This is a genomic window from Craterilacuibacter sp. (assembly GCF_051659485.1).
Lineage (GTDB): Bacteria > Pseudomonadota > Gammaproteobacteria > Burkholderiales > Chromobacteriaceae > Craterilacuibacter.
Genome location: NZ_JBOFOO010000038.1, coordinates 1 through 7,170 on the forward strand (window position 1 = coordinate 1; position 7,170 = coordinate 7,170).

Consider the following 7,170-nt stretch of genomic DNA (forward strand, 5'->3'; position numbering starts at 1 on the left):
TGCATCGGGGTGCACCTCTTGGGTCAGGATGGATAGGGGTTTTCCAGCTGCTGCATCATCTGCACCAGATAGGCCTTGATCTGCACCTCATCGCACCCCATCAGAATGGCATCTTCATACGCATCCTGCGCCATTTGCGCGAGCTCTTCCAGATTCTCGCGCATCACCTTGATTTTTTCGACGCAGGCGAGGATGTTGCCCTCACCATCGCGCCATACTGGCATATCCAGCTGCATGGCTGTTCCCCATAAAGGCAGATGCCCGCCTAAGCGGGCATCGTGCGGTTGATTCTGATACGTTCAGCTACTTTTTTTCTGGGTCGCCGTTTTTTTGCCTGATGCTTTTGAGCTGGCCGTTTTTTTGGCCACCGGCTTTTTGCTACTGGTCGACTTTTTGGCGCTAACCGAATTTTTACTGGTGCTGGCCTTGCTGGCTTTTGCGCTAGACCGGTTTTTTACACTGCGCTTTTCCGCGACGGCCTTGCTACGCACTGTCGCCTTGCTGCTGCGCACGGCAGGCACAGCCGCCTGACGGGTACGCGTGACCTTTTCGACAGCAGGTGCCGCAGCTTCCATCTGAACAGACTGCCCCCGCTGCACACGGCGGGCGCCATTATACCGCTTAGCCCAGTAGCTGTTCCCCATATTGGCAACTTCGATGTTCTTGCCGGTGCGCGGGGAATGGATAAACTTGCTGCCACCCAGATAAATACCGACGTGGGAATTTCGAAAACCACGGGTATCGAAAAACACCAGATCACCGGCGGCCAGTTCATCACGCTCAAGTGCCCGGCCAACACGGCCCATTTCGGCAGAAGTACGCGGCAGATTCACCTTGAGCGACTTCTGGAATACATATTTGATAAAGCCACTGCAGTCCAGGCCCGAAGTCGGAGAGTTGCCGCCAAAACGGTAGGCTACGCCTATCAGGCTCATGGCCTGCAACAACAGGTCGCCCACGGCCTCCTCACCCGGCGCGGAGGCAAAACGGGCGATCGGATCGGACTGCTCTTCGTTCACGGCAAATTCCCTGAGCTGCGGCTCGGGAGCCGCATAAGCAAAGGTCATGAAAAATGCAAAAAACAGAGCTAGCAAGGATAAAGGCAATTTCATACACTGCACTCTATCGAACGAGGCCTGTAGTGTAAAGTCAGTGCCCGAAAACATCTGGATAAACATGCTAAGAGAAACGCTGCTTGCCATGCGCGACCTGCCCCGCTTGCGGGAAATCACCGCCATTCTGGTGCACCATGGCCTGGGACGCTTTGCCGAACGGCTGGGCCTATCCAGCGCCATGGCACAGGTGGCCAAGCTATTCAGCCACACGCAGGTAGAAGCGGCGGCCAGTATCCCGACACCGGTACGGCTGCGACTGGCGTTTGAAGAGCTGGGGCCAACCTTTATCAAACTCGGACAAATCCTTTCTACCCGGGTCGATGTGTTCCCGCCCGAGTGGATAGCCGAATTCGAAAAGCTGCAAAACCGTGTCCCGCCGATTGCCGCCAGTCAAGTTAAGGCCTTGGTCAGCAAGGCTCTGGGGCGGCCACTGGATGAAGTCTTCGACGACTTCGAGGTCGAGCCCATAGGGGCAGCCTCCATCGCCCAGGTGCATAAGGCACGGTTAAAAGACGGCACGGTGGTGGCCATCAAGCTCAGGCGGCCGCATATCGTCGCCAAAGTCGAAGCCGATCTGCGCATCCTCGACCATCTCGCCTATCTGATCGAGATGGAGTTTCCCGAGACACGCCATTATCAGGCTCGCGAAATCGTGGCCCAGTTTGCCCGTTCGCTCAAGCGCGAACTGGATCTGGCGGCCGAAGGCCGCAGCATGGACCGCTTCGCACGCGACTTCAGGGAAGACCCGTATATCGTGGTGCCACGCGTGCACTGGGATTACAGCAATAGCGAAATCAATGTCCAGGACTATATCGCCGGCATTGCCGGCGGGCGGTTGGAGTTGCTTGCCGCTGCCGGGCTGGATGCCGGCCTGTTGGCGCGCCGTGGCGCCGACGCAGTGCTGAAGATGATTTTGATCAACGGTTTTTTTCACGCCGACCCGCACCCGGGCAATGTGTTCTACCTCGCGGACAACCGCATCGCCTTTATCGACTTCGGCATGGTCGGACGGCTATCGCATGTGCGGCGCGACGAGATCGTCGACTTGCTGTCGGCGCTGGCGCGGCGCGATGAGCGCGCCATGAGCGATGCACTGATTGAATGGACCGGGCGCAATCCGGTAGACGAGCAGCGCTTTGCCTATGACGTGTCCGAACTGATGTTCCAGTACGAGCATGTGCCGCTGGGTCAGCTCAACATCAGCCAGCTGATTATCGACATCATGGCACTGATCCGTGACCACCATATCGTACTGCCAGCGGATCTGGCCATGCTGTTCAAGGCGCTGATTACACTGGAAGGACTGGGCCGCCAGTTGGACCCCGACTTTTATCTGGTGGATCAGCTCACCCCCTTTGTTCACACGCTAATCAAGGCGCGCTACCATCCCAAGGCGCTCGCCCAAAAAGGCCGCCAAAGCCTGAGCGACGGCATTGCCATGCTCGCCGGCCTGCCGCACGATCTGATACGCATGGCACGCGACGTACGTCAGGGCAAGTTCCGCATCAATCTTGATCTTGCACGTCTCGACAACTTCGGCCGCCAGATAGACAAGAGCAGCAACCGCCTGACCATGGGCATCGTCACCGGCTGCCTGATCATAGGCTCCAGCATCGTCATGACCGTCAATGCGGGCCCCATGCTGTTCGGCCTGCCGCTCTTCGGCTTTCTGGGTTTTATGGTGGCCATGCTCAATAGCTTGTGGCTGATTTTTTCAATCTGGCGCGCAGGCAAGGAATACTGATGAAATCCGCCCTCGGCACTGCCTTGCTACTGCTGGCCCTGCCCGCCTGCGCGCTGGAAGTGGTAAACCTTAACTGGGCACACGCCAGCGAAATCGCGGCAGCCTTGCGCCCCACCTTGCAAACCGGTGAGTCGCTGTCCGCATTTGAAAACAAGCTGATCATCAACGCCCGCCCGGCGCGCGAAGCAGAACTGGCGCAGATAGCACGCGAACTGGATGTACAGCCCGCGATGCTGAATATTGAAGTGGAGCAGAACAAAGCAGCACAGGATCGCCGTATCGAGATCGATTTAGGGAATGGCTCGCAGGCTGGCGGCTGGTCAGTATCCAGCGGTAGCCGTCAGGGCAACAGCCGGCAAAACCTGAGCCTGCTATCGGGCAAGAGCGGCAGCATCAGCCTGGGCGAAACGCGCCCGCTACCATGGTGGTTTGCCGGCCATGGCGCGGGACAAACCGCCATTAGCGGCTTCGAAGTCACGCCAAGACTACGCGGCAATCAGGTCTTGCTGGATATCGCGGTGCGCAACGAGGCGCTGGGCAAGCACGACACCAGTCAACAACAAACACTGGTCACTACCCTCAGCGCTCCTCTGGGGCAATGGGTCACGCTGGGCAGCATTCATCAGGACGGGCGTGGTGGACGGATCTTTATTTTTGGCGGCCAAGCCCAAACAGGCCAAAGCGAGCGCACGGTGCGGCTGCGGGTCAACGCTCGGCAATAAAGGCTACCGCCTCGGACAGACGCTCGACCCCGATAATTTCCAGCCCTTCTATCGGCTGGCGCGGGCGATTGGCGGTCGGCACCAGTGCACGGGTAAAGCCGAGCTTGGCCGCTTCTTTCAGGCGCTCCTGCCCGCGCGACACCGGCCTCACCTCGCCAGCCAGGCCCAGCTCGCCAAATACCACCAGTTTTTCCGGCAAAGGCTTGTTGCGCAAGGATGACACCATGGCCAGCACCAACGCCAAATCGGCAGCCGGCTCGATAATCTTGACCCCGCCTACTGCATTGAGAAACACGTCCTGATCGGAACAGCTGACGCCGGCATGACGGTGCATCACCGCCAGCAATAGCGCCAAGCGGTTCTGGTCCAGCCCCAGCGCCAGGCGCTTGGGCTGGAAGCCGTGGGCGTTATCCACCAGCGCCTGCACCTCGACCAGCAAGGGGCGCGTGCCATCCTGACTGACCAGTACGCAGGAGCCGGGGACATCATCGCGGTAGGACGACAGGAAAATGGCGGAAGGATTGGACACGCCCTTGATGCCGCGCTCGGTCATGGCGAATACGCCCAGCTCGTTGGCAGCACCAAAACGGTTCTTGATCGCCCGTATCATGCGGTAATTGGAGTGGCTGTCGCCCTCGAAATAAAGCACGGTATCGACAATATGTTCGAGCACGCGCGGGCCGGCAATGGCGCCTTCCTTGGTAACATGGCCAACCAGCACGATGGTGATGCCCGATTGCTTGGCGATACGCGTCAACTGCGCCGCACATTCGCGCACCTGCGACACCGAGCCCGGTGCCGAGCTGACCTGATCGGAGTACATAGTCTGGATAGAGTCAATCACCGCCACGGCCGGCTGCTCGTCCTTGAGCGCGGCAATGACCGCCTCGAGCCGGATCTCGGCCAGCAGCCGCACATGACTGGCATCCAGTTGCAAGCGGCTGGCTCTGAGGGCAATCTGCTGTGGCGACTCCTCCCCCGACACATACAGCACCTTGCGGTTGGCCCCCATGGTCGCCAAGGCCTGCAATAAAAGGGTGGACTTGCCTATCCCCGGATCGCCACCCAACAGAATCACCCCGCCCCGCACCAGCCCGCCCCCCAGCACCCGGTCCAGCTCTTCCATGCCACAGCTCTCGCGCGGCACTTCTTCGGCCTGCACCGCCGACAGGCTTTGCACGCGCGTGGTCTGGCTGCTCCAGGTTTCGAAGCGCGGCGCAGCCGCCGGTGCCTCTACCGCCTCGACCAGGGTATTCCACGCATTGCAATGCGGGCACTTGCCCTGCCACTTGGGCGAGGCGCCGCCGCACTCGGTACAGCTATAAACGGTTTTGGCTTTGGCCATGATCAATCCGGAAATAGATAGATAGCAGGCCGGACAGCTGACAGCGCAGAGGCCGGACTCCATGAAATAAAGGACAGTGCCGCCTGTGCGGCACTGAAAACAAGAAAATCAGCCCGGCAAAGCCTGACGCTCGGCCGGCTGAGCCTGCCTGATGATCTCCAGCAAACGCTGCTGGTCGGCCTCCAAACCGCTGCCGATTTTAGGGGCCTTCACATTGCGCTCGCGTATTGCCGACAGCACGGCATTGACCTGCGGATCACTCTGCATTTGACGGTCGGCTTCCTCGCTACTCAAGGGCACCGGCCCCAACTGTACCGCCGCCGGCGCAGCCATGCTCTGCTGTTTACCCGCAGCGGGCCTGACTTCGGACGCCGCCTTTTTTTCAGCCGGTGGCACCATGGTGTCCAGCTTGTTTTTCACCATGTACTCATTCATTTCGCGCCAGCCGGCGTAAATCTGCGCCTTGTCGGCACTGTCATTGCGCAAAAAGCATTCTTCCAGTGAACGGCCGGTCTGGCGGCACGCCGCACCTATCGCCTTATTGGCATCATGGGTCAAGCCGGTGGCATTGCCTATCCAGTTGCAAGCCGACACCAGCACCAGTAACGGTAGCCAGAGGAATGCTTTCATATGCATCCTCCTCAGGCTGCCTGCGTCGCCGGCTGACGCAGGTCCAGACGGATAAACTCGCCACTGCGCCCCGTGCTCGCCGCACTCAGCCAGAAGAGGAAATGCGGCATCAGGTCCGCAAGTTCGCCGCGCTCACAGCGCGCCTCGCCCGGGTGGGTGCGCAGGCGTTGCGGAGAATTGACCGAGCCTGGCGTCAGCAAATTGACTCGCAGCCGGGGGAAAGCATCCCATTCGCTGGCGGCCACCTGCATCAGGAAACCCAGACCGGCGTGAGATGCGCCAAACGCGCCCCAGAAGGCCTTGGCCTCCTGACCATGCTCCTCGCCGACAAACAGCACCGATGCGTCCGGCGAGGCCTTCAACAAGGGCAGACAGGCGCGGGTGAGCGCAAACGGCGCCACCGTATTGATACGGTACTGGTTCATCCACTCATCGATGCCCTGATTGGCCAGCGGCGACAAGGCATACATATGCGACGCACAGTGCACCATGCCATCCAGACGCCCCAGCGTCTGGCCGATCTGGAACGCCATATTATTGAACTCTTCGTCACTGGCCTTGAGCAGATCCAGTACGATAGCCACCGGTTCGGGCAGGCCTTCCGCCACGATCGCGTCGTACAGGGCTTCGAGGCGCTTGCTATTGCGGGCCAGTAAAATAACGGTCGCACCATGGCGGGCGGCCGTTAAAGCCACCTGTTCGCCTATGCCCTGAGTCGCCCCGGTCACCAGAATGACCCGCCCTGCCAGGCAGTCTGCTGCAAAATCTTGTTGTGTCATGTTTATTCAGTCCAGTCTTGGATCACGGCCTCTGCCGCTGCCATGCCGCTTCTCACGGCACCTTCCAGTGTCGCCGGATAATCCTGGTTGACCCAGTCACCGGCAAGATAGCCATAGTTTACCTGCATGCGCGGCCCCGGTCGCCTCAAGCCCACACTGGCGGCGTAGGTCGCCCGCTTCTCGCGCACCACCCGCACAGACTTAGGCGGATCAATTCGCCCGCACACCCGCGCCAGATCGGCCAGCACTTCGGCAATCAAAGCCGCCTCACTCCCGCCGCCATCGTCACAGCTGATCACGGCAGCAATCACGCCGGCTTCGCCACACAATTGTTGGCGGTCAAAAAACCAGTGCACGCGCCCATGGGCGAGGCCGGTCATCAGTTGCGGCAAGGCCGGTTTATCGGCAAAAGCAAGGTATAAGGTCGTTATCGGCTGTGAACGGAAATTCTGAAGCTCGACCCCCGCCATATCGTGCGATAGCAGATGTGCCGCCTGCCACGGCGGCAGCGCCACGATCACGCGGTCGAAGCGTTCGCCATCGACCACTACGCCTTGCGCATCAAAATCCAGGCTACGCACCCGCTGCCGGCTTCTGCACGCTACGCCTTGCGCTTGCAGATAGCGCCATGCAGGCTCGGGCAATAGCTGCGACAAATCGACCCGCGGCAACATCAGGTCGCTATCGGCACGCGCACCACCCACGCTATCGCGCAGCACGGTCGCCAGCGTCTGCATGGAGGCGGTTTCCAGCGGGGTATTCAGCGCCGACAGCACCATGGGGCGCCAGAAGCCGTCACATAGCGCCTGACTCTGGCGGTTTTGTGCCAGCCAGT

The 7,170-nt window shown here is 60.1% G+C and carries 8 protein-coding genes; 2 read left to right on the plus strand and 6 right to left on the minus strand.

All coding sequences use genetic code 11. The annotated features are described in order from the left end of the window. Positions 1 to 23 precede the first annotated feature (23 nt). Both ACRC1E_RS01110 and ACRC1E_RS01115 read right to left on the minus strand, forming a co-directional pair. Positions 24 to 236 (minus strand): hypothetical protein, encoded by a 213-nt coding sequence (locus ACRC1E_RS01110; protein ID WP_438513267.1) that lies wholly within the window; start codon positions 234 to 236, stop codon positions 24 to 26. Positions 237 to 299: 63 nt separating this feature from the next. Next, entirely contained in the window at positions 300 to 1,067 is a 768-nt protein-coding gene (locus tag ACRC1E_RS01115; RefSeq protein WP_438513268.1) for an NlpC/P60 family protein, read from the minus strand. 109 nt (positions 1,068 to 1,176) lie between these two features. On the opposite strand from ACRC1E_RS01115, the gene ACRC1E_RS01120 reads away from it, so the two are divergent. Both ACRC1E_RS01120 and ACRC1E_RS01125 read left to right on the plus strand, forming a co-directional pair. Then, positions 1,177 to 2,859 (plus strand): ABC1 kinase family protein, encoded by a 1,683-nt coding sequence (locus ACRC1E_RS01120; RefSeq protein WP_438513269.1) that lies wholly within the window; start codon positions 1,177 to 1,179, stop codon positions 2,857 to 2,859. Continuing rightward, positions 2,859 to 3,581, plus strand: coding sequence for a secretin N-terminal domain-containing protein (locus ACRC1E_RS01125; protein WP_438513270.1), 723 nt, complete (start codon positions 2,859 to 2,861; stop codon positions 3,579 to 3,581). Before ACRC1E_RS01120 ends, ACRC1E_RS01125 begins: the two co-directional genes overlap by 1 nt. Here the strand turns inward: ACRC1E_RS01125 and radA are convergent. The 4 genes from radA to ACRC1E_RS01145 form a co-directional block, all read right to left on the minus strand. Then, positions 3,565 to 4,926 (minus strand): DNA repair protein RadA, encoded by a 1,362-nt coding sequence (radA, locus tag ACRC1E_RS01130; RefSeq protein WP_438513271.1) that lies wholly within the window; start codon positions 4,924 to 4,926, stop codon positions 3,565 to 3,567. The two genes, ACRC1E_RS01125 and radA, sit on opposite strands and share 17 nt — an antisense overlap. Before the next feature lie 108 nt (positions 4,927 to 5,034). Next, positions 5,035 to 5,556 (minus strand): hypothetical protein, encoded by a 522-nt coding sequence (locus tag ACRC1E_RS01135; RefSeq protein WP_438513272.1) that lies wholly within the window; start codon positions 5,554 to 5,556, stop codon positions 5,035 to 5,037. Positions 5,557 to 5,567: 11 nt separating this feature from the next. Next, the gene (locus ACRC1E_RS01140) at positions 5,568 to 6,335 is read right to left on the minus strand and encodes an SDR family oxidoreductase (protein ID WP_438513273.1); all 768 of its coding nucleotides are present in this window, start codon (positions 6,333 to 6,335) and stop codon (positions 5,568 to 5,570) included. Between the two features lie 2 nt (positions 6,336 to 6,337). Further along, positions 6,338 to 7,170 (minus strand): FAD-dependent oxidoreductase (locus ACRC1E_RS01145; RefSeq protein ID WP_438513274.1); only part of this gene is annotated, 833 nt, incomplete at its 5' end.